Genomic DNA, 20,874 nt, shown 5'->3' with positions numbered 1-20,874 from the left:
GGACGGGTGGCAATAATCAGTGGCAAAGTGCGTTCGAATCAAATTCTGGCGGCCGTGAGGAAGGGAATGATGGATATTCAAGCAATGCTGGATGCCGTTGTGGCAGATGCCGAACGTGGCGACATGGTTTTTCCGACGCATGCCGAGGTCGCTCTGCGCGTCCAGCAGGCGCTCGATGACCCCGATTGTTCGGTTGAGCAACTTGCCAAGTTGATCTCGGCGGAACCGATGCTTGCCGCAAGAGTGGTCGGCATGGCCAATTCAGTCAGCTATAACCCATCCGGCCGGGCTATTGGCGATGTTAACAGCGCAATTTCCCGATTGGGTTTCAAGACCCTGTACACACTTGTGACCGCGTTGATCGTGCGCCAGATGCAGGAAATGTCACCCCTGCCCGAGCATCGTGCACTGGCCGCCCGTCTGTGGGAACATTCAGCCCATGTCGCCGCATTGGCCCGTGTGATTGCTAAGCGGGTGACGAAACAGGACCCGGAAGCAGCTTTTTTCGCCGGTATTGTCCATGAACTGGGGGCGTTCTATCTGCTCGCCCGGGCCAGCCATTATCCCGGGCTGCTTGAAAACCATCTCGAAAACTGGTTTGAGCAAGGCGAGGCCCGATTGGGGCGTGCGGTCAGCAAGGCGCTGGGTGTGCCGGCCAATCTCAATCCGGCTCTTGAAACCCTGTGGGCCGGCTACCTGACTATGCCACCCGAATCCCTGGGCGACACCTTGCTCCTCGCCGATCAGCTTTCTCCTGTTGAATCGCCTCTCGCCGAGTTGCTGGGCATGAGCCATAAAGACATCGCGGTTGATCTCGATTTGCTGATCGACGACGCAACGCTCAGTAGCGTCCTGGCGGCGTCGGCAGAAGAAGTCGCTTCTCTGGCGGCAGCCTTGCGCGTCTGAGTTCCATCGAATGGCGCGGTCGACGTCCCTTCTGTGCCCGAAATGCTGCCGCTCGTCGCTCCGTTGTTTTCCTTGCGCCAGGTGTGGACTAAATTAAGCATCGAAAAACCGCCCAGGCGATTTGTCCATCCGCGGTTGTCATTCCGGCGTCTCGGCCGGCAAAACCAGTCTTACAGGGGTGTCATCATGGAAACAGGCTTCAGACTCAAGACCATCAGCCAGGCGTTGTGCATTGCCTTCCCGATGTTCGCCCTGCCGGCCATCGCCGCCGAGCCTTACCCGGCATTGCCACCGACGCTATCGACTTCTGTGGCACCGAACGTGATGCTGTACATCGATACGTCGGCGAGCATGTTGCAGGATGGTAACAATGCTTGGATGCTGACGGGGTTGTGTGACTCCGATGACGATTGGGTTGGTTGCGTGAATAACAACGCCAGCTATCGCAATGCAATCGATAGCGAGCAAACTTCGCCCAATACGAAAATGAACATCGCCAAGCGGGTGGCGAGAAATCTGATCAGGAACAATCGGGGGTTGCGCTTCGGCTTGTTCTCTTTCTACAACGATAAGCCGGGCCGTACTCAAGAGATCGGCAACAATGAGCGGAATCAGGCCGGTATCCTGCGGCGCGGTATTGCCGATATCTCCGGTACAGGTACTTGCGAGTCGAACACCAACTGCAACAATCTGCTGACTGCGATCAATGCGATGAATGGCCGGACAGCCACGCCGCTGGCCGAGGGTTTGCTGGATATCATTCAGTACTACAAGGGGGCGTCATCGCTGTACGGGAGGGGGAGCTACACTAGCCCGATTCAATATCGTTGCCAGAAAAATTTCACCATCCTGATTACTGATGGCGAAGCGAGTAACGACCAAAATTTGCCGGGCACAGGACAAAAGGGTGAAGATGGCAATTCCTCTATCGGTGAGCAGTCTTACACCGCGCGAGATTCAAATGGTGCTGCAGTCAGCAAGACTTTCTCTGTCTGTAGATCCTCAAGCTCTACGGCCGATGATGGCTATAACGTTACCTGCCCATCTACCTATGATGGTGAGACGACCACCAGAGCCTTTGGCAACGACGCTAACCGGCCAAGTGCGGTACGTGATGTGGCGATGCTGGGTTTCCGTGGTGATCTGCGCGTAGGAGGAGTCGAGCCTATTACTAATGGGAAAGATTTCGATGGTGTAGGTGATAACGGCAGGTTTGCGTTACAAAACATGATCACCTACACGGTCGGTTTTTCTACCTTGAACCCAGTCTTGCCTTCGGCTGCAAAAGTTGGCGGTGGAAAGTACTATTCGGCCTCGAACGAGACAGAGTTAAGCACAGCCTTGAACAATGCTGTGGCCAGTATTGCCGACCTGGTTTCCAACGCCGGCGGTGTGGCCACCAAGGGCGATACGATCTCGACAGCCAAGCAAGTCTTCCAGCCGGTATTCAACCCCAATGGCTGGTTTGGTGAATTGCGCTGTTTTGATCGCAGCACGGCAACCTCGGCAACCTCGCTCGGCGCGGCGTGCTCCCCGAATGCCAAGGCGGTGATTCCGACCGATGTGCCCAGCCTGACCAATCGCAGGATTTATTCCAGCAAGGTGGTCGGTTCGACAACTACGGCATTTGATTTCAAGACGACAGAACTTTCCACGATGACGACCTACCAGCAGGCAGCCCTGGGAAGTTCGGCGAATAGCAACGAAGAGCGCAAGAACGTGATCAATTTCTTGCGTGGCAATGCGATTACCGGCTATCGCACTCGTCCAAATGGTTTGCTGGGTGACATCATTGACAGCCAGCCTCTGGCAATTTCTGCACCGAACGGACAGACCTCAGATTCTGACTACTCAACCTTTGCGACCAATAACGCGAACCGTGGCCATGTGCTGATTGGGGCCAATGACGGGATGATGCACGCCTTCCGCATGTCTGATATGACAGAAATCATGGGCTATATACCTTCGCCGGTTTATCCGCGTCTGAAAGCACTGAAGGAAACTGACTATGGCCAATCAGCCGGAACTTTGCACAACTACTACGTCAATGGCTGGATGCGCCAGTCGGACATCAAGGTGGGTGGCAACTGGATGACACTAGCCGTCGGTGGTCTGGCACAAGGCGGGCAAGGCTATTACGCGATTGATGCGACCAGCGAGCCAGTATTGCAAACGAACTCGGCTGTCAAATGGGAATGGACCGATGTCAGCGATAGTGAAATGGGCTACAGCTTTCCGGCGCCTTTGATTTATAACGTTCGTATGTCGGCTACAACCGTGGTGCCGGCGGTAATTGTTTCGAATGGTTATGAAAACAAGCAGGACGATACGGCTGTTGGCGGCCAGAAAACCACGGCCAACAGCTCCGCGCTGTACATCCTGAACGCAGCAACCGGTGCCTTGCTCAAAAAGATTACGTTGCCGAATACCAGCGGTGGCCTGTCTTCGCCGGCGGGCTTGGATATTGGCCAAGATGGCGTGCTTGACTATGTCTATGCGGGTGATATCAACGGCAATCTGTGGCGTTTCGATCTGACAGGTGACGGGCCGAGTACTTTCTCGGTTCGTTCTGCCCCGATCTTCGTTGCGATGGACAGCCTCGGCAATCGTCAGCCCATTGTTATCCGGCCGGCCATCAAAGCGCTGGGTAAGACTAGCAATCTGATCCTGTTCGGCACCGGGAAGCTGCAGGTCGATGCGGATCGCTCCGATACCAAGGTGCAGAGCTTCTATGCCGTTGAAGACAAGATGGACACTCAGGATAATAGTAGTACCGTTGAGCGTAGTCAGATGGGGCAGCGCACGATTGACGGCGCGCCTTATGTCGAAACCCGCACAAATGATGGTGGATCGCCTGCTGTGGCTGTTGCGGCAGGAACATACCGGAAAATTTCGACCACGCCGGCAATCGACATGGCTTCTACAAATAACACCTATCGTGGCTGGTATCTCGACTTCCCTGATGAAACCGAACGCCTGATGACGTCGCCCATCTTGCTGGACAATGAAATCCTCTTCGGTACCGGTATTCCCAAGGCAGCAGAGGCCTGTGTGCCGGGCGGCAAAGGGTGGGTCATGGGGCTGAATGTGGTCACCGGTGGAGTGACCAAGACTACAGCAGGACAAGAGTACAGTTTCGTTGACGTCGTGCTTAACAATGCCTCGGATGCGAATGACAAGCTAAATTTTGCAAACGGAAAGGCATTTATCAGTGGCTATGCTACGGAAGGTATTCCGACCGAACTGACTTACATCAATTCAGGCACCCGGATTACCACGCCGGATGGTACCGATGGCGGTTTGGGTAGCGTCGGTGCGGTGATTGCCCTGCAGGATGCCAATATGTCGGCTGTCTTTACCGGCAATGGCACGGCCTCGACCGGGAAGCCCATGGGGCGTCCAACAGGCGGTGGCAAGGGTGAATTGATCAACTGTATCGAAGGGCAGCCAGGTTGCACAACGAAAAAGCGCGTTATTCCTGGTGGTGTGAAAATGGAAACGACCATCTGGCGGGAGATCAAGTGAAGCCGGTCTATCGTTCCGGAGAGGTCGGATTTACGCTGATCGAACTGATCATCAGTATTACCGTGCTGATCATGCTGGCTATGCTGGGGGTGCCCAGTCTGTTGAATCTGATACGCGATGCACGTCTTTCGGCGCAGGCTGATCTGTTCAGTACCGCATTGAGTACGGCACGGATCGAGGCGATCAAGCAGCGCAAGGACTTTAAGGTATGTCCGTCGAATAGCGGTGCAACGGCTTGCTCGACAAGTGCTTCGGATTGGGGCAAAGGCTTGTTGATATGGGATGGTGCGGCAATATTCAAGGTGGTACCGATAGCCGATAGCACGACGATTGCCTCGGCCGCAACAGAGGTGATGTTTCGCGGAACGCTGGGGAGTGCCACGGCGGCAGCCAGTTTCACGATTTGTGCCAGTGGACGGAAGCAGCAGCAGGTGGATGTGACGCTATCCGGCCATGTCATGAAGCGGATCAATACGGCGACCGTATGTCCGTAGTCGTGTGTTTGGAGATGAGATGAAAACGCAAAGAGGGATGTCGCTGGTCGAGGTAATGGTTGCTGTCGTGATTCTTGGTTCAGGGATACTCGGCCTGGCTGCCTTGCAGGGGCGTTCCGTGGCGATGACGCAAAGCTCGCATTATCGCGGCGTGGCGGCTGATCTGGCGGCTGATCTGGCTGACCGAATCCGGGCCAATCGTACGCCATTCTTCACGATGGAAAATTCGGCGTTGCATGCTGACATGCTGACCAATCTGCCGCCCAATTTTGCCAATTGTCCGCAAAATACCTCTACGCCGGATACTGCGCCGAGTTGCTCTGGGCAACCGTCCGGGCATCAAGCGTATCTGGTAGCGACCGAAATGAGCGAATGGAACAGCGCCTTGCGTGCCCAGTTACCTAATGGCCAATACACGCTTAATGCTGCGGCTGCGGCGGCGGTTGCGACAAATCCGGCATCGGGCTTCTATCGTTACACTCTGGTCATTACCTGGGCCGATGACCGTACCAATAACAGTACCTTCAGCTACACGACGGTGATCGAATGACCATGTTCTCTCGTTCGCAGCGCGGGCTTTCCCTGGTTGAATTGATGGTGGGCATGACCATTGCACTGGTTGCCGTCGCCGCAGCGACCAGCATGTATGCGGCGACCCGCCAGACCAGTCGTGTCCAGGCCTCTCAGGCAAGACTGGCCGAGGACGGCCGGTTTGCCATTTTCATGCTGCAACGGATTATCGGTCAGGCCGGCTATCGTCCACCTGATGGCGCTAAAGTTATCCAGCCTCTGATCTCCAATTACTTGACGCCAGATGCAACGACTGCAGCAACCAAAGCGCAGGTTCGGTTTACCGGTGATACAGCGAATGTGTCAAGCATTGACTGTGCCGGAGCTTTGGTGAGCGGTGCTCAGGTGTTGACTATCTCCGGCACTGGCGGGACGTTGAGCTGTACCAACGCAGCGAATACGGCAACCAACTGGATTGCTGCCTCGGCGTCTGGTACCGGCGGTGCGACGGAACTGGTCGATTTCAAGTTGGAATATGGTACGGATCGCTGGGGGCCTCTAGGCAATGGTGTCGCTGTTTCCACTGCCATCGGATGCGGCGCTGCCATGGGGTCCGGGCTGGCACGTGACTGCGTTGCCGATACCTATGATGAAGCGATTGCCATAGCCAATCCGGCCAATATTATCGCGGTCAAGGCTTGCCTGGTCTTGAGGGCAGAGGCGGTCGATGGAGCGATCACCAAGTCGGCGGCAGTTACGAATTGTTCGGGCGGCAGTGTGGCGAATTCGCAGACTGACAAAAAACTCTATCGAACTTTCCGCACCACCATCTTGTTGCGTAATCGCTAGGAATACAGCCATGAACAGGCCAGGACATAATCGCGAACAAGGTTTTGCATTGATCTTCTCGATGCTGACCCTGCTTTTGCTGACCATCATAGTGGTGAATTCAGTGCGAACGACGACAATGAACGAGCAGATGGCCGGTAGCTATATGGATCGAAACCGTGCTTATCAGGCGGCAGAATTGGCCCTTCGGCAGGGTGAGGCGTTGTTGTCCACTCATGCGGATCTTTGTTTAACAGGATGCCTGGTGGTGAGTACGGGGACACCGACGGCAAATACCAATGGAGCCGTCGACTTGCCTCCATCGTTTACAGCTTCCGATGCTGGTACAAAAGTGTCGATCACTGCAACAACCGGTGGAACGGATAGTTCTTTCAAGATCCGGCAATTGAGCGATGCGCACGTACCTTCCGGCAAATCAGGATGCAAGGCTTATAGCATCATGGGTGAAGGGAAAGGGATTGATACCCGGACGGCAGTTGTCTTGCAAACCGTTGCATTTATGTGTCCAATCTGATTCTCGGGAAAAGGAAGCATTTGAATGAATAAAATATTTATCGGCCGCCAGCAACAAGGGTTTAGCTTGATTGAGGTGATGATCGTGGTGGCTATCGTCGGTTTTTTGTCGGCAATTGCTTACCCTTCATACAGCAGCTATGTGGTCAAGTCGAAGCGCACGGATGCCCAGCGTGCCATGGTTGAGTACGCCCAAAGCATGGAGCGCTATTTCACTGCCAATGGGTTTTACACAGCAACCAAGGGAACAACCGGCAACAATACCTGTGGTGGCACGGCGCCATCGAGCGTTAGTCTTTACGCCATTACCTGCGCAACAGCCAGCGACTCGACCTTCACCATTACAGCGACTCCGACCACCGGCACTGCTCAGGCCAATGATGGAAATATGACATTGACCAATACCGGTGTGAAGACCGGAACATGGAAATTCTAATTTTTGGAACGCTTCACCATCTCCCTAGACGAGTCGCTGGCCAGCCAGTTTGACGAGTTGATTTCGGCGCGCGGCTATAAAAACCGTTCCGAGGCGGTGCGTGACCTGATTCGCGGGGCGATCGAAGGGGACAGGCAGCGCGATGCGCCGGCCGGGCATTGTGTGGCCAATCTGTCTTACGTCTATAACCACCATGAACGTGAGCTGGCCGAGCGGCTGACCGGTTTGCAGCATGATTACCATGACCTGACGGTGGCGGCGATGCATAGTCATCTGGATCACGATCACTGCCTGGAATCGGTCATTCTCAAAGGGTTGACCGTGGAAGTACGGCATTTTGCCGATGCCCTGATGGCCGAGCGTGGTGTGCGGCACGGCAAGCTGAACGTGATTGCGCTGGAAGCGGAGCATCACCATGCCCACGATGAGCAGGGTGATGCCCATGTCCATTACCGTCCCGTCCGCTGATCCGGCTACCGGCGAAGGGCTGGGCGAGCAGGCCTGGATCGAGGTTATCCAGAAGATGGACGAGGTCTACAACGACCTGCTCCAGTACGAAGTCGCCCTTGAAGAAAAAAATGCTGCGCTGGAGGAGTCTCACCAGTTCATCGAAAGCGTACTGACGTCGATATCCGACATTCTGATCGTCTGCGACCGTCAGGGCAGCATCATCGAGGTCAATTCCTCGTTGCTGCACTTCTCCGGGAAAAGTGCGCAGGAACTTGAAAAAACGCCGGTATTCGATCTTTTTGCCGATGAAATCGAACGTGCCAGGGCGCGCGAAGTATTTGCCCGTTTTGGCCGCGAAGGCGTGCATGACTGCGAATTCTTTTTGCGGGCCGGCGATGGGTCGACCGTGCCGGTCTCGATGAATTGCACGCCGCGCGTTTCGCAGACGGGCAAGCTGATGGGGATGGTGGTGACCGGTCGGCCGGTCGGTGAATTGCGCCGGGCTTATCAGGCTTTGCGACAAGCGCATGACGACCTGAAGCGAACCCAGGGCCAGTTGTTGCACGCCGAGAAAATGGTGTCGCTGGGGCGCCTGGTGGCCGGGGTGGCGCACGAATTGAATAATCCGATCAGCTTTGTCCTGGGCAACGTGCTGTCATTGCAGCGTTACGCCAGCCGTCTCGAAAGCTACCTGGGGGCGGTTCATGCCACCAGCGTGGCGGACGATGCCGCACTGATCGAATTGCGCCAGTCCCTGCGCATCGATCGCATTCTGGCCGACATGCCGTTGTTGATCGACGGGATGATCGAAGGCGCGGAACGGACGCGCGACATTGTCGATGCCCTGAAGCGCTTTTCTGCGGTCGACAAGACGCTCCCGGAGCTGGTTTGTCTTAATGATGTGATCGAGCGTTCTGTGCGCTGGGTTGTACAAAGTGCGTCGGCCCGTTTCGCGGTCGACGTCGATTTGCCGCCCGATTTGCGCTGTTCCGGCTCCTCTGGTCAGTTGCAGCAGGTGGTGATGAATCTGGTACAGAACGCCTGCGACGCGACACTCCATGTCGGCGATGCCCGTCTGGTTATTCGCGGCTCGGTTGCTTCGGGCCAACTCAGCTTGATATTCAGTGACAACGGACCGGGTATCCCGGCCGAGAATCTGGGACGCCTGTTCGAACCGTTTTTTACGACCAAACCGGTTGGCCAGGGAACCGGGCTGGGTTTGTCGATCAGCTACGGCATCGTCGAGCGGCATCGCGGCAAACTGAGTGCGGCCAACCGCCCGGAAGGCGGAGCGGAATTCATTCTTGCACTGCCGGTGGAAAGCAACTGATCACTTGACGGTTTTGCTCAGTCCACCCGGCTTGAATAAAACAATGCGAACAACGAGTTACTGAATTGGCATGGTATTTGTATGAGGATTTCAAAATCCTTCATACCTGTGCGCCATGGAAAACTTTCCCTCCGACTGGCTGTCCCTGCTGATCCTCACCTTTGTGCTGGGCATGAAGCATGGCTTTGATGCCGATCATCTGGCGACGATCGATGGCCTGACCCGCTACAACCTGCGCAGCCAGCCGGCCATGGCGCGTTACTGCGGAACCCTGTTTTCACTCGGGCACGGGGCGGTGGTCATCGCGATTGCGCTCGGTGTTTCGGCGGTTGCCGGGCAGTGGGATGTTCCGGACTGGTTCGGTACGCTGGGTTCGCTCATCTCCATCGCGTTTCTTGTCGCGCTTGGCAGCCTCAACCTGGCTGCGGTGCTGCGCGCGGGGCCGGATGAAATCGTCCAGCCCGTCGGCCTCAAAGGGCGCCTGCTCGGTAATTTGCGACATGCATCGCACCCCGTTCTGGTGGCGCTGGTCGGTGCGCTCTTTGCCTTGTCGTTCGATACGCTGTCCCAGGCCGCTTTTTTCGCCTTGACGGCAACCCGCTTCGGCGGCTGGGAGCACGCCTTGTTGCTTGCGGTGCTGTTCATGCTCGGCATGCTGCTCACAGACGGGATCAATGGCTTGTGGATCGCCCGCCTGATCGCCCGGGCCGATCAGGTGGCGCTGGTTGCGTCGCGCGTGATGGGCTTGGTCGTTTCCGGGATCAGCCTGCTGGTGGCTGCCTTCGGGGCGGCAAAGATGCTGTCGCCGGCGATCGACGCCTGGAGCGAGGGGAGGGAGCTGGTTTTCGGATTCTCTCTCGTTGCCCTCATTGTCCTCAGTTTCATTGCTGCGTTGCGGCTGACGCGGCGTCCGGCGGCGACCTGATATTGCTGTCGAGAGGAGGCTGGCCGGTGCGCCGGCTTTTTTGATCGATGAAAATAAGACAAAAAATAATTTATTCCTATTTGTGGGGTGCGCTGGGGGCGGCCCACGGGCATGAGGCAACGGAGCTTTCGGCAGTTGAAGTGCGTGCTCAGGCTGAAAATTTGCAGGGAATTGCCCTGGCCGGCAGTGAAGGTGTGGTTTCGAGCCAGCGCCTGGCGGCTACACCGATCTTGCGTCCCGGTGAGGTGCTTGAAATGGTGCCCGGCCTGATCGTTACCCAGCATGCAGGTGACGGCAAGGCCAATCAGTATTTCTTGCGGGGTTTCAATCTTGATCACGGAACCGATTTTGCGACGACGGTTGCCGGTGTGCCGGTCAATATGCCTGCTCACGCGCACGGCCAGGGTTACACCGATCTCAATTTTCTGATTCCTGAGCTGGTCGACCGCATCATTTTCAGAAAAGGCCCGTATTACGCCGATGAAGGGGATTTTTCATCGGCCGGTGCGGCGCATATCGACTATTTTCGCCGCCTGGACAGTTCTCTGGCCCAGGTGACGCTAGGGCCGAATGGATACGCCCGGACATTGCTGGCCGGATCGCCCGACTCGTTGGCTGGGCGCTTGTTGTACGGCCTCGAGGTTTTTCACAATGACGGCCCGTGGCAGGTTGGTGAGCATTACCGGAAACTCAACGGCGTGTTGCGTTACAGCCAGGGAACGCGTCACGACGGCTGGTCGCTGACCGGCATGGCTTATCAGGGCCAGTGGACCTCGACCGACCAGATTGCCCAGCGTGCAATTGATCGTGGCACGGTCGACCGCTTCGGGACGCTCGATTCGACGACGGGCGGGCGGACATTCCGCTACAGCCTGTCCGGCGATTGGGCGGCACGCGGGGAAAACAGCCAGCGCAAGGCCAATGTCTGGTGGCTGAAATCAGGTCTCGATTTATGGTCCAATTTTCAGTATTGCCTGAACGATATCGCCGCCACGGGAGGTTGCGCCGGTGGTGACCAGTTCAAGCAAAGCGAGCGGCGTCAGGCGGGCGGTTTTGCCCTGACGCAGACAGTTTTTGATCGCTGGGGTGATTTTGATGTCAGTAATGCCGTCGGCTGGCAGGGGCGGATCGACCGTCTAAGTCCGGTCGGGCTATATAACACCCGCCAGCGCGAGGTCTGGAATACCGTGCGCGAGGATCGTGTAACCCAGCGCAGCCTGGCGTTCTGGGCTCAAAATGAAGTCCGCTGGACATCATGGTTTCGTTCGGTGCAGGGTTTGCGGGCCAATGCCTACGATTTTGTGGTCGACGCCAATCAGGCCGCCAATTCGGGCAAGGCCGGCGATCAGATGCTGACGCCCAAGCTGGCACTGGTGTTCGGCCCGTGGAAAAAGACCGAGCTGTACGCCAATTATGGTCATGGCTTCCATTCGAACGATGCTCGCGGAACGACGATTTCGCGTGATCCGGCGAGTGGCGATGCGGTCGATAAAGTCAAACCCATGGTGCGTGCCAAAGGTTACGAGGCCGGTGTGCGTTCTGAAATCGTCTCAGGCTGGCAGTCGACCGTGGCACTCTGGCAACTGGAGGCGGCATCCGAATTGGTTTTTGTCGGCGATGCCGGCACGACCGAAGCATCGCGCCCTTCCCGTCGACGCGGCGTGGAGTGGACCAATTTTTACCGACCCGCCGACTGGCTTGCCTTCGATGCTGATTTTTCCTGGTCGCAAGCCCGCTTCATCGATCCCGGCGTGCTGGGTAACGACATTCCGGGGGCGGTCTCGCGAACGGCGAATCTGGGCGTGACGCTGGATCACCTTGGGGCCTGGTTCGGTGCGCTACGTTTGCGCTACTTCGGTTCGCGGCCGTTGGTCGAAGACAACTCGGTACGGGCTGCGCCATCCGCCTTGACCAACTTGCGGATCGGGTACAAGTACGATCGCCGGACGCAGTTGACGCTCGACGTGTACAACCTCTTCGCGCGCAAACTAAATGACATCGAATATTGGTATGAGTCCCGACTGGCCGGTGAAGCCGGTCCGGTATTCGATCGTCACCTACATCCGGCCGAGCCGCGCAGCCTGCGGGCGAGCATTTTGTATCGATTTTGAGGCGAAATTACGTGCTTTCCACCTTTGCCCGGGATGAACCTTTGGAGTAACCTACTGGGTTTTCCCTAATTGCCGAATTCCGAGGAGAGTCCGTGGAAAAGGATTTGCGCGAAGCCGCACTTGAATATCATCGCTGGCCCACGCCGGGCAAGATTTCCGTTCGCCCGACCAAAGGGCTGACCAACCAACGCGATCTCGCCCTGGCTTATTCGCCGGGCGTTGCTGCCGCCTGTGATGCCATTGTCGAAGATCCGGCCACGGCCGCCTGGTACACCTCGCGCGCCAACCTGGTCGGCGTGATCACCAACGGTACGGCCGTGCTGGGTCTGGGCGATATCGGCCCGCTCGCCGCCAAGCCGGTGATGGAAGGCAAGGGCTGTCTGTTCAAGAAATTCGCCGGGATCGACGTGTTCGACATCGAGCTGGCCGAGAACGACCCGGACAAGCTGATCGACATGATCGCCGCCATGGAGCCGACGCTCGGTGGGGTCAATCTCGAAGACATCAAGGCCCCTGAGTGCTTCTACATTGAAGAAAAGCTCAAGGAGCGGATGAATATCCCCGTGTTCCACGACGATCAACACGGTACGGCAATCATTTCTGCCGCTGCAATGCTGAACGGCCTGAAAGTGGTCGGCAAGAAGATCGAAGAAATCAAGGTCGTCTGCTCCGGTGCCGGTGCTGCTGCCATTTCTTGTCTCAACCTGTGGTGCCAGCTCGGCGTCAAGCGCGAGAACATCATGGTTTGCGACTCCAAGGGCGTCATCTACGTTGGCCGTCCGGGTCACATGGATGAAACCAAGGCGCGCTACGCCCAGAATACCGAAGCCCGTACGCTGGCCGATGCCATGATCGGCGCCGACGTTTTCCTCGGTCTTTCCGCAGCTGGCGTCGTCAAGCAGGACATGGTCAAGAACATGGCTGACAAGCCGATGGTTTTTGCGCTGGCCAATCCGACCCCGGAAATCATGCCGGAACTGGTCAAGGAAGTCCGTCCGGACGCGATCATCGCGACCGGCCGTTCCGACTACGTGAACCAGGTCAATAACGTTCTCTGCTTCCCCTTCATCTTCCGCGGCGCACTCGATGTCGGCGCAACGCGCATCACCGAAGAAATGAAGATGGCTTCCGTGCGTGCCATTGCCGAACTGGCCGAAGCCGAAGTGACTGACGAAGTGGCCATGGCTTATCCGGGGCATGAACTGTCCTTCGGGCCGGAATATCTGATTCCGAAGCCGTTCGACCCGCGCCTGATCGTCAAGATTGCACCGGCCGTTGCCCAGGCTGCAATCGATTCCGGCGTAGCCACCCGTCCGATCACCGATTGGGATGCCTATCGCGCCAAGCTGTCGGAATTTGTCTATCACACCGGCGTTGGCATGCGGGCCATCTTCCAGGCCGCTCGTCAGGCCCAGGGCAAGCGCATCATTTTTGCCGAAGGTGAGGACGAGCGCGTGCTGCGTGCTGCCCAAGTGGTGATCGAAGAGAAGTTTGCCCGTCCGATTCTGGTGGGGCGCCAGGCTGTCATCGAGCATCGTCTGGAAAAAGCCAAGCTGCGCATCAAGCCGGGTGTCGATTTCGATATCGTCAATCCGGAATCCGACGAGCGTTACCGCGAATGCTGGACCGCCTATCATCAGCTGATGGTGCGTCACGGCGTGACCCCGGCCATCGCCAAGGAGTCGCTGCGTCGCAAGCCGACGCTGATCGGCGCCATGCTGCTCAAGCTCGGTTACGCCGATGGCCTGATTTGCGGCATGACCGGCCAGTACAGCCATCATCTCGGCGTGATCAGCCAGGTGATCGGCAAACGCGAAGGCGTCAATACGCTGGCCGCGATGAACTACCTGATGCTGCCGAGCCGTTCGTTGTTCATCTGCGACACCCATATCAACGAAAATCCGACAGCGGAAGAAGTTGCCGAAATGACGCTGATGGCGGCCGAGCAGGTCAAACGTTTCGGTGTGCAGCCGAAAGTGGCCCTGCTGTCGCATTCGAACTTCGGTTCGGGCAATTCGGAGTCGGCCCGCAAGATGAGCCGCGCCGCTGCGCTGGTCAATCAGATGTCCGGTGGCGATCTTGAAGTTGACGGTGAAATGCATGGCGATTCGGCACTTTCCGAAGAAATTCGCCGTGCAGCGCATCCGGATTCAACGCTCAAGGGCGAAGCCAACCTGATGGTCATGCCGAATATCGACGCTGCCAACATTACCTACAATCTGCTCAAGATGACCGGTGGTGAAGGCGTGACGATTGGCCCAGTGCTGCTCGGTGCGGCGCGTCCGGTGCATGTGCTGACCGCCACGGCAACGGTTCGTCGCCTGGTCAACATGACGGCTCTGGCCGTTGTCGAGTCGATGGAACGCTGATTCAGCGCAATTAAAAAGGGCGCAGCTGGGGAAATCCAGCTGCGCCCTTTTTGTTTTTGGCTCGTGCGGTCAGTCGACCGCAGCAGTCATTTTTCGAGTGCGGCGAGCAACTTGCCGTGAATGCCGCCGAAGCCGCCATTGCTCATGACCAGAATATGGTCGCCGGAGCGGGCGGTAGCAACGATTTTGGCGACAAGTTCGTCGATATTGTCTTCGACGATGGCCTTCTCGCCCATCGGGGCGAGTGCTTCACGAGCATCCCAGCCCAGATTGGCGGCGTAGCAGAATGCCGCATCCACCTCGCTCAGGCTGGCCGGCAACTGGCTTTTCATCGTACCCAGCTTCATCGTGTTGGAGCGAGGTTCGAGTACGGCCAGAATACGGGCATTGCCGACCTTGCGGCGCAGACCGGCGACCGTCGTGGCGATGGCCGTGGGATGGTGGGCAAAATCGTCGTAGACCGTGACGCCGCGTACTTCACCGCGTACTTCCATGCGTCGCTTGACGTTGACGAAGCGCGACAGCGCCTCCAGCCCCTTGTCGAGCGGGACGCCGACGTGACGCGCGGCGAGCAGTGCGGCGCAGGCGTTGGCCCGGTTGTGTTCGCCGGACAATGCCCAGTGCGTTCGTCCGATTTCGCCTTGCGGGCCATGCAAAACCAGCTCGCCACTGGCGTCGTCACCACTGACGCGGTAGCCGGCCGGATCGTTGAAACGCTCGATGTCGCTCCAGCAACCGCGTGCCAGTACACGTTCCAGGCTGGTCTCGGCAGCATTCGAGACAATCAGTCCGGAGGCCGGCAGGGTGCGGACAAGGTGGTGGAATTGCGTTTCAATCGCAGCCAGATCAGCGAAAATGTCTGCGTGATCGAATTCCAGATTGTTCAGGACGACGGTGCGCGGCTTGTAATGCACGAACTTTGAACGTTTGTCGCAGAAGGCCGTGTCGTATTCGTCGGCTTCGATGACAAAGAAGGGTGTATCGCCGAGGCGGGCTGATACGCCAAAATTGAGCGGGACACCGCCAATCAGGAAACCTGGCGCCATGTGGGCATCTTCGAGGATCCAGGCGAGCATCGAACTGGTCGTCGTCTTGCCGTGCGTGCCGGCAACGCCAAGCACCCAACGCCCCTGAAGGACGTTCTCGGCCAGCCACTGTGGGCCGGAAACATAGGGCAGGCCTTTGTCGAGTACCGCTTCCAGCAAGGGATTGCCGCGCGAGATGGCATTGCCGACGACAAAAACATCGGGCACCAGCGCCAGTTGTTCCAATCCGAAGCCTTCGGTCAGTTCGATGCCGGCGCCACGCAATTGGTCGCTCATCGGCGGATAGACGTTGCTGTCGCAGCCCGTTACACGGTGGCCGGCAGCCACTGCAAGTTGGGCGACGCCCCCCATGAAGGTGCCACAAATACCCAGAATATGAATGTGCATGTCACATAGACCCGTTAGAATGAGGGCGATTTTACCCTGATCGAGCTCCCATGCCCCGTCATGAAAGGCCCCGCCCGAGCAGTAGCCATACACGGGCCAGTATTGCCAGTCTTGCTGCCCGTCTGATGGTCGAGGACGGCATTGCCGATTTTTACCTCGCCAAACGCAAAGCCGCCCGTCAGCTCGGACTGCCGGAGCACACGACCTTCCCCGATAATGCCGAAGTCGAGCTTGAGCTGCGCGCTTATCGCAGCCTTTACGGCGATGCAGCCGATGCCGAGTTGCTGCGTGCACAGCGTCGGGTTGCGCTAGAAATTCTCCTGCTGTTTGCCGATTTTTGCCCGTACCTGACAGGCTCTGTTCTCGACGGAACGGCCGGTGAGCATTCGACCATCGATATCCTGTTGTTTGCCGACAGCGCCAAGGAGGTCGAGATTTTTCTGCTTAATCGCGGAATTGACTTCGAACATGTCGAGCCACGCAACGAACGTGTCGAAGCCGTGCTGGTGCTCGAAACAGATGTGGCGGACGTGAATTTGATCGTTCTTCCGCCAAAGTACGAGCGAGTCACGCTGAAACACCGCGATGGGCGCTCGCGTGAACGTATCAAGGCCGATGCCTTGCGTGCCTTACTTTCGGAATAGGCTGGACAAAATGCAGCGATTTACGGCAAACTTGCAGCTATGAAGAAGCAAAAAACCGCTTCCAAGTCGGTCGAAAAGGCCCGCATCCTGGTGGTGCACGGCCCGAATCTGAACCTGCTTGGTACTCGTGAGCCCGAGCATTATGGCCGGGTGACCCTGTCTGACATCAATCTCGCCTTGTCGCGCATGGCGGAAGCCGTTGGTGTCGATCTCGAAGCCTTTCAAAGCAACCACGAGGGGGCTTTGATCGAACGCATCCATGCGGCACGTGATCAGGGGGTGCGAGCCATCATCATCAATCCGGCGGCTTACACGCACACCAGCGTGGCTCTGCGCGATGCGCTGGCAGCGGTGGCGATTCCATTCGTCGAAGTGCATCTTTCGAATGTGCATGCCCGGGAGTCTTTCCGGCATCACTCATATTTCTCCGATCTGGCTGTCGGCGTCATTTGCGGCCTGGGTCATCAGGGCTACCAGTTGGCCCTCGAATACCTGCTTAACAAGATCAACATTGAATAGTCCGGCTTTGGCCGGCATTTGCGTCGAACACGATGCGAACTAGAAGGGAGTCTCCATGGATCTGCGTAAACTCAAAAAACTCATCGACCTCGTTCAGGAATCCGGTATTTCGGAGTTGGAAGTGACCGAAGGCGAAGAAAAGGTGCGTATTGCCAAGCATTACGGCGCCGTTGCCGCACCCCAGCAATACTATGCCGCTCCGCCGCCGGTTGCAGCGGGTGCGCCGGCCGTTTCCGCGGTCAACCTCGATGATGAAGACGAATTGCCGGAAGGCCACGTCGTCAAGTCGCCGATGGTCGGTACCTTCTACCGTTCGCCGTCGCCGGGTGCCGATGCATTCGTCCAGATCGGTCAGACGGTCAAGCAGGGCGAGACCCTGTGCATCATCGAAGCCATGAAATTGCTCAACGAGATCGAAGCGGATGCTTCCGGCGTGGTCAAGGCCATCCTGCTCGACAACGGCGAACCGGTTGAATTCGGCGAACCGCTGTTCGTGATTGGCTGATATGGCCATGTTCGAGAAAGTTCTGATCGCCAATCGTGGCGAAATTGCGCTGCGCATTCAGCGCGCCTGTCGCGAACTCGGCATCAAGACGGTCGTCGTCTATTCCGAAGCCGACCGCGAAGCCAAGTACGTCAAGCTGGCCGATGAGTCGGTGTGTATCGGTCCGGCCTCGTCCACGCTGAGCTACCTGAATGTGCCGGCAATCATTTCGGCTGCCGAAGTGACCGATGCCCAGGCTATTCACCCGGGTTACGGCTTCCTTTCCGAAAATGCCGATTTTGCCGAGCGCGTCGAAACCTCTGGTTTCGTCTTTATCGGTCCGCGGGCTGAAACCATTCGCCTGATGGGCGACAAGGTGTCGGCCAAGAATGCGATGAAGGAAGCCGGCGTGCCCTGCGTGCCGGGTTCGGACGGCGCGTTGCCGGAAGATCCGAAGGAAATCGTCAAGATTGCTCGGGCGGTCGGTTATCCGGTGATCATCAAGGCGGCTGGTGGCGGCGGTGGTCGCGGCATGCGCGTCGTGCATACCGAAGCTGCGCTGGTCAATGCCGTGGCGATGACCCGTCAGGAAGCCGGCACGTTCTTCGGCAATCCTGCGGTCTACATGGAAAAATACCTGGAAAACCCGCGTCACGTGGAAATTCAGGTGCTGGCCGACGAATACAAGAGCGCCATTTATCTTGGCGAGCGCGATTGCTCGATGCAGCGTCGTCACCAGAAGGTGATCGAAGAAGCGCCGGCGCCGCATATTCCGGCACGTCTGATCAGCCGTATCGGCGAGCGTTGTGCCGAAGCCTGCCGCAAGATCGGTTACCGTGGTGCTGGCACGTTCGAGTTCCTGTACGAAAACGGTGAGTTCTACTTCATCGAAATGAACACCCGCGTTCAGGTCGAGCATCCGGTGACCGAAATGATTACCGGTGTCGATATCGTTCAGGAACAGATCAGGGTTGCTGCCGGCGAGAAGCTGCGCTACAAGCAGAAGGATGTCGTGTTCCGTGGTCATTCGATCGAATGCCGCATTAACGCCGAAGATCCCTTCACGTTCGTGCCATCTCCCGGCAAGATTGCCTTTTATCACCCGCCTGGCGGCCCCGGTATCCGTGTCGATTCGCACATTTACCAAGGCTACACCGTGCCGTCGCATTACGACTCCATGGTGGCCAAGGTGATTTCCTACGGCGATACGCGCGAGCAGGCGATTCGTCGCATGCGCATTGCGCTGTCCGAGATGAGTATTCAGGGCATCAAGACCAATATCCCGTTGCACCAGGAGCTGATGCAGGATGCCCGTTTCGTCGAGGGCGGCACCAGTATTCATTACCTCGAACAGAAACTCGCCGACAAGGGCGAAGTGAAGAAGTAGATCATGGCCTGGCAAAGCGTCAGTTTCCTGACTGTTGCATCGCACGCCGAACCGCTGTGCGATGCGCTTCTGGAGGTCGGCGCGCTGTCGGCCTCGATCGAGGATGCGGATGCCGGTACGCCGGATGAAAAGCCGCAATTTGGCGAACCGGGCTCGGTCAACTCTCCGGGCTGGGATCGCTCCCGCGTCGTTGCCTTGCTTGAGCCGGACACCGATGTGGCGGCCCTGCTCGCTGCAGCCGGTGCACAAATCGGTCTGACCGAGGTACCGGCCTTCACGGTTGAGATCATCGAAGAACAGAATTGGGTCCAGCTGACCCAGGCGCAATTCGATCCGATCCGTGTTTCCGAGCGCTTGTGGATTGTCCCGTCGTGGCACGAGTCGCCCGACCCTGCTGCGGTCAACCTCATTCTGGACCCCGGAATGGCGTTTGGCACGGGTTCCCATCCAACCACCCGGCTTTGCCTGGAGTGGCTTGAGCGTGTCGTTACCGACCAGATTTCCGTGCTGGATTACGGTTGTGGCTCAGGCATTCTGGCGATTGCTGCCGCCCGCCTTGGAGCGGGTCGTGTTGCCGGTGTGGACATTGATCCGCATGCCGTTCAAGCGGCGCGGGCCAATGCCGAACGTAACGGTGTAACGGCGCTTTTCGCCGACTCCGCCGCCCCGGTTGCAGGGCAATACGATCTCGTTGTCGCCAACATTCTGTCGAATCCCCTGCGTGTTTTGGCGCCGGCAATCTGTGCCCATGTCCGTTCCGGCGGACAACTGGCCCTTTCCGGCATCCTGCGCGAACAGGCCGAGGAAATCATCGGCATCTACGCTCAGTGGCTGCCCATGCAAGTGGCTGACACCCGCGAAGATTGGGTTTGCCTGAGCGGAGTCATGCCCTGATGCGGACACGCTGCCCGGTTTGCAGCACGATTTTTCGTGTTACCTCCGAGCAGTTGCGCCTTCGGGCGGGCAAGGTCCGTTGCGGCCATTGCGACTCAATTTTCAATGCTTTCGAGGCCTTGCTCGAAGATGAGCCACCGGCTGTCCCCGTTGTGCCGGAACCGCCGGCGGCAATCCCGCCAGCGGTTCGGCAGGCCCCGGTGCCGCCGCCCGTCGTTGCTGCCACCAGGCCGCCCGAGCCAGTCTGCCCGTCGTTCGACGAACCGTCGGTTCAGCCTGTCGAGCCCGTTCAGCAAATCGAACTCCCGGCGGAGCCGGAAGTTCCACTTGCGCTTGAAATTCAAACGGTCGATGTCCCGGCACCGGTTGTCGTGCCTGATGAGCCGGAAGAGGTTTTCGAGCCCGAAGCTTCTTCGGCTCCACCCGAGTTGCCGCCGCTGGTCGAGCCTTTGAACGAGCCGACAGCGCAGTCAGTCGAGAAAATCGAAACAACGGAAGAGTCGACACTCGCTGCGCGCGAAGCAGGCTTGGTTGCCGCGCGCGAGTTGAGCGATACCCCGGCTTACAACCGCTGGGCTGCGGGTGCGCTGGCCGGCAACGGCATGGGCGGATTCAGCCATGAAACCGAGCATGCGGCGACCTGGCCCTTCGTGCTCGTTTCCATTGTCCTCGGCATCGCCTTGTCCTGCCAGTTGCTGTTCCACTTCCGGACCGATCTGGTGCGTCGCATACCCGATCTGGCGGGCTTGTACGCCCTTGCTGCGGTCGACGTGCCTTTGCCGCAGGATTCCGATCTGGTGGCCATCGAATCCTCCGATTTGCAGTCCGACAATGCGCGCGGCCTGTTCGTCCTGCAGGCAGCGCTGCGCAACCGTGCGGCACATGCCCAGGCGTGGCCGGCGCTCGAACTGACGCTGACCGACGTGCATGACATGGTCGTTTCACGTCGTGTCCTGCTGGCGCCTGACTACCTGCCGCCGGGCATCAGTCCGGTTTCCTTCCCGGCCAATGGCGAACTCGCCATTCGTCTGTGGGTCGAAGCCAAGGACATCGGTGCTGCCGGTTATCGTCTTTACGTTTTTTACCCTTGAGAAT

Annotated in this window: 19 protein-coding genes; 18 read left to right on the top strand and 1 reads right to left on the bottom strand. The window is 57.9% G+C overall.

The annotated features are described in order from the left end of the window. Positions 1-66: 66 nt before the first annotated feature. From GBK02_RS00790 to GBK02_RS00735, 12 genes are all read left to right on the top strand, one after another. Positions 67-906, top strand: coding sequence for an HDOD domain-containing protein (locus GBK02_RS00790; protein WP_239003116.1), 840 nt, complete (start codon positions 67-69; stop codon positions 904-906). Between the two features lie 42 nt (positions 907-948). Then, positions 949-4,431 carry a pilus assembly protein gene (locus GBK02_RS00785; RefSeq protein ID WP_203467884.1) on the top strand — a complete coding sequence of 1,161 codons (3,483 nt, stop codon included), beginning with the start codon at positions 949-951 and terminating at the stop codon, positions 4,429-4,431. After that, the gene (locus GBK02_RS00780; RefSeq protein ID WP_203467883.1) at positions 4,428-4,925 is read left to right on the top strand and encodes a GspH/FimT family pseudopilin; all 498 of its coding nucleotides are present in this window, start codon (positions 4,428-4,430) and stop codon (positions 4,923-4,925) included. The genes GBK02_RS00785 and GBK02_RS00780 overlap by 4 nt, the downstream gene beginning before the upstream one ends. 19 nt (positions 4,926-4,944) lie before the next feature. Further along, entirely contained in the window at positions 4,945-5,475 is a 531-nt protein-coding gene (gene pilV / locus GBK02_RS00775) for a type IV pilus modification protein PilV (RefSeq protein WP_203467882.1), read from the top strand. After that, complete coding sequence (locus GBK02_RS00770) at positions 5,472-6,284, top strand: PilW family protein (RefSeq protein ID WP_203469258.1); 813 nt, start codon at positions 5,472-5,474, stop codon at positions 6,282-6,284. Before pilV ends, GBK02_RS00770 begins: the two co-directional genes overlap by 4 nt. A 10-nt stretch (positions 6,285-6,294) precedes the next feature. Further along, positions 6,295-6,798, top strand: coding sequence for a PilX N-terminal domain-containing pilus assembly protein (locus GBK02_RS00765; RefSeq protein ID WP_203467881.1), 504 nt, complete (start codon positions 6,295-6,297; stop codon positions 6,796-6,798). A gap of 24 nt (positions 6,799-6,822) precedes the next feature. Next, on the top strand, positions 6,823-7,233 hold the full coding sequence (locus tag GBK02_RS00760) for a type IV pilin protein (protein WP_203469257.1): 411 nt from the start codon (positions 6,823-6,825) through the stop codon (positions 7,231-7,233). Between the two features lie 3 nt (positions 7,234-7,236). Next, positions 7,237-7,701, top strand: a complete 465-nt coding sequence (gene nikR / locus GBK02_RS00755; protein ID WP_203467880.1) for a nickel-responsive transcriptional regulator NikR — start codon at positions 7,237-7,239, stop codon at positions 7,699-7,701. Next, a complete protein-coding gene (locus tag GBK02_RS00750) occupies positions 7,676-9,013 on the top strand; it encodes an ATP-binding protein (protein WP_203467879.1) in 1,338 nt (445 codons plus the stop codon). The genes nikR and GBK02_RS00750 overlap by 26 nt, the downstream gene beginning before the upstream one ends. A gap of 115 nt (positions 9,014-9,128) precedes the next feature. Continuing rightward, complete coding sequence (locus GBK02_RS00745) at positions 9,129-9,938, top strand: nickel transporter (protein ID WP_203467878.1); 810 nt, start codon at positions 9,129-9,131, stop codon at positions 9,936-9,938. A 47-nt stretch (positions 9,939-9,985) separates the two neighbouring features. Beyond that, positions 9,986-12,049 (top strand): TonB-dependent receptor, encoded by a 2,064-nt coding sequence (locus GBK02_RS00740; protein WP_203467877.1) that lies wholly within the window; start codon positions 9,986-9,988, stop codon positions 12,047-12,049. A 92-nt stretch (positions 12,050-12,141) separates the two neighbouring features. Further along, positions 12,142-14,418, top strand: coding sequence for an NADP-dependent malic enzyme (locus GBK02_RS00735; protein ID WP_203467876.1), 2,277 nt, complete (start codon positions 12,142-12,144; stop codon positions 14,416-14,418). A gap of 86 nt (positions 14,419-14,504) precedes the next feature. Here the strand turns inward: GBK02_RS00735 and mpl are convergent, their stop codons facing one another. Next, positions 14,505-15,851: a UDP-N-acetylmuramate:L-alanyl-gamma-D-glutamyl-meso-diaminopimelate ligase gene (gene mpl, locus GBK02_RS00730; protein ID WP_203467875.1), complete on the bottom strand. Its 1,347-nt coding sequence runs from the start codon at positions 15,849-15,851 to the stop codon at positions 14,505-14,507. A gap of 50 nt (positions 15,852-15,901) precedes the next feature. Here mpl and GBK02_RS00725 point away from each other — a divergent pair, with 50 nt between their 5' ends. The 6 genes from GBK02_RS00725 to GBK02_RS00700 are packed head-to-tail and all read left to right on the top strand — an operon-like array spanning position 15,902 to position 20,870. Beyond that, positions 15,902-16,495, top strand: coding sequence for a hypothetical protein (locus tag GBK02_RS00725; RefSeq protein ID WP_203467874.1), 594 nt, complete (start codon positions 15,902-15,904; stop codon positions 16,493-16,495). Positions 16,496-16,534: 39 nt separating this feature from the next. Continuing rightward, positions 16,535-17,014 carry a type II 3-dehydroquinate dehydratase gene (gene aroQ / locus GBK02_RS00720; protein WP_203467873.1) on the top strand — a complete coding sequence of 160 codons (480 nt, stop codon included), beginning with the start codon at positions 16,535-16,537 and terminating at the stop codon, positions 17,012-17,014. Positions 17,015-17,069: 55 nt separating this feature from the next. Then, positions 17,070-17,519, top strand: a complete 450-nt coding sequence (accB, locus tag GBK02_RS00715) for an acetyl-CoA carboxylase biotin carboxyl carrier protein (protein ID WP_203467872.1) — start codon at positions 17,070-17,072, stop codon at positions 17,517-17,519. Between the two features lie 7 nt (positions 17,520-17,526). After that, entirely contained in the window at positions 17,527-18,885 is a 1,359-nt protein-coding gene (gene accC, locus GBK02_RS00710) for an acetyl-CoA carboxylase biotin carboxylase subunit (RefSeq protein ID WP_203467871.1), read from the top strand. Between the two features lie 3 nt (positions 18,886-18,888). Continuing rightward, positions 18,889-19,779: a 50S ribosomal protein L11 methyltransferase gene (gene prmA / locus GBK02_RS00705; RefSeq protein ID WP_203467870.1), complete on the top strand. Its 891-nt coding sequence runs from the start codon at positions 18,889-18,891 to the stop codon at positions 19,777-19,779. Beyond that, entirely contained in the window at positions 19,779-20,870 is a 1,092-nt protein-coding gene (locus tag GBK02_RS00700; RefSeq protein WP_239003113.1) for a DUF3426 domain-containing protein, read from the top strand. Before prmA ends, GBK02_RS00700 begins: the two co-directional genes overlap by 1 nt. Positions 20,871-20,874 lie beyond the last annotated feature (4 nt).

Origin of the sequence: Dechloromonas sp. TW-R-39-2 (assembly GCF_016864195.1) — a bacterium.
Taxonomy (GTDB): Bacteria; Pseudomonadota; Gammaproteobacteria; order Burkholderiales; family Rhodocyclaceae; genus Azonexus.
The sequence above is the reverse complement of the archived record's forward strand: the minus strand, read 5'-3'. Positions and strand labels throughout refer to the sequence as shown.